Raw genomic sequence first — 2,308 nt, 5'->3', positions numbered from 1 at the left:
GCCCTGCGCGCCCTCGTGTTCACCCTGCCCGGCCTCGGCTACGCGCTCGCCGCACCCCTCATGACCGGCGCCCGCGACGGCCACGGCCTGCCCCTGGGCACCACCGGACTCGTCGCCTCCGCCCTCGTGGCCTGGGCCTGGAACCAGGGTTTCGCCCACCGCGCCTACCTCCGCATCGCCACCGGCCGCGCCGCCGCGGGACGCTGCCTGGCGTGGGGAGCGCCGCTCGGCGCCCTGCTCGCCACCGCCGCCGCCCTCGCCGCACCCCGCGCCGCGGGTGTCACCTCCTTCGCCGCGGGCCAGGCCCTCTACCTCGCCGCGGCCACCGTCCTCCTCGTCCTCGGCCGCGAGAAACTGCTGCTGCTCACCCTGCTGCCCACCGCGACCGGCGGCACCGCGCTCCTCGCCGTGCCGCTGCCCACCGCCGTACGCGTCGGCCTGCTGCTCGCCACCCTCACCGCGGTGACGGGGACGGCCCTTTACGAGATCGTGCGCGCCCGGAGGACCGGAAGCACCGACACGCCACCGCCCCGGCTGTCCCCCCTCGCCTCACTGCCGTACGGCCTGTTCGGCCTCGGCTGCGGGGTGCTCACCACCCTCGCCGCGCTCGGCGACGTGCTGCGCCACAGCCCCGGGGCCCGGACGGCGGGCGCCGCCGTCATCGCGCTCACCCTCAGCATGGGAGCCGCCGAATGGCTGCTCCACCGCTGCCGCAGCCTGGCCCTCGCCGCGCTCACCCGCGCCACGACCCCCCGGGGACTGCTGCTCGGCGGGGCCCGCGTGCTCGCCTTCTGCGCGACCGTCTACCTCGTCTCCCTCGGCGCGCTCGCCCTGGCCGCCGGCGCCCTCTGGCACAACGGCCCGCCACTGACCGCCGTACGCCTCGCCGGCCTGCTCGCCCTCGGCACCGTGCTCTGGGCCGGGCTGCTGCTCCAGGCCTTCGGCGTCGCCTGGCTCCCGGCCACCCTGTGCCTGGCCGCGGCGGGCGCGGAGGCGACGGCGGGCGCCCTGCGCGTCTCGACACCCGCCACGGTCCAGCTCCTCGTCTGTACGGGCACGGCGGCCGCCCTGCTCGCCGTCGCCGCGCACCGGCTCGGACGGATCACCACGCACCGCTGAACACCACTGGCCCCCCGCCCGTGCATCCGCTCACGCACAGCCCGTTCACGAGGGAGACCCCTTTCATGCCCGTCACGTCCGCACCCGTCGCCGTCACCGGCGCGGAAGGCTTCATCGGCTCGCACCTCGTCGAGGCGCTCGTCGCCTCCGGCCACCGGGTCCGCGCCATGGTGCAGTACAACTCCTTCTCCTCCTTCGGATGGCTGGAGACCCTGCCCCGGGAGGTGCTGGAGGACGTCGAGATCGTCCTCGGCGACGTCCGCGACCCCGGCTCCGTCACCGGGCTCGTCACCGGCACCGACGCCGTCTACCACCTGGCCGCGCTCATCGCGATCCCGTACTCCTACCGCGCCCCGCACAGCTACGTGGAGACCAACGTCACCGGCACCCTCAACGTCCTCGAAGCCGTACGCCACCTGGGCGTGCCCCGCCTCGTGCACACCTCGACCAGTGAGACCTACGGCACCGCGCGGACCGTGCCCATCGGCGAGGACCACCCCATCAACACCCAGTCCCCGTACGCCGCGTCGAAGGCGGGCGGCGACCGCCTCGCCGACAGCTACCACGCCAGCTTCGGCGTCCCCGTCGTCACCCTGCGGCCCTTCAACACCTTCGGCCCCCGCCAGTCCATGCGCGCCGTCATCCCCACCGTCATCGGCCAGGTCGCCGCGGGACAGCGCGTCATCACCCTCGGCGACCTGCGCCCCACCCGCGACTTCAGCTACGTCGAGGACACCGTCGCCGCCTTCCTCGCCGTCGGCACCGCACCCGCCGACGCGGTGGTCGGCCGCACCTTCAACTCCGGTACCGGCGAGGAGATCTCCGTCGGCGACCTGGTGACCCTCATCGGCAAGCTGATGGACACCGACCTCGACGTGCGCTCCGACGAGGAGCGCGTCAGGCCCGCGAACTCCGAGGTGATGCGCCTGGTCTGCGACGCGTCCCGGCTGCGCGCCGCCACCGGCTGGGCCCCCGCCCACACCCTGGAGCAGGGCCTCGCCAGGACCGTCGACTTCTTCCGCGACCCGCGGAATCTCGCCCGCTACAAGGCCGGCATCTACAACGTCTGACATCTACAACGTCTGACATCTACAACGTCTGACATCTACAACGTCTGACATCTACAACGTCTGACATCTGCGACGTCCGACACCTACGGCGTCCGACGCGGCGGCACCCCCGCCCGCCA

Annotated in this window: 2 protein-coding genes; both read left to right on the top strand. The window is 73.8% G+C overall.

Annotation, left to right across the window (positions count from 1 at the left end):
* A partial coding sequence (locus tag K6I34_RS35835; RefSeq protein WP_229332210.1) for a hypothetical protein occupies positions 1–1,119 on the top strand: 1,119 nt, incomplete at its 5' end.
* Between the two features lie 65 nt (positions 1,120–1,184).
* A complete protein-coding gene (locus K6I34_RS35830; protein WP_229332209.1) occupies positions 1,185–2,189 on the top strand; it encodes a GDP-mannose 4,6-dehydratase in 1,005 nt (334 codons plus the stop codon).
* The last annotated feature ends 119 nt before the right edge of the window (positions 2,190–2,308 follow it).

Source organism: Streptomyces sp. UNOC14_S4, assembly GCF_020740835.1.
Lineage (GTDB): Bacteria > Actinomycetota > Actinomycetes > Streptomycetales > Streptomycetaceae > Streptomyces.
This window is presented reverse-complemented; position numbering and strand designations above follow the sequence as displayed.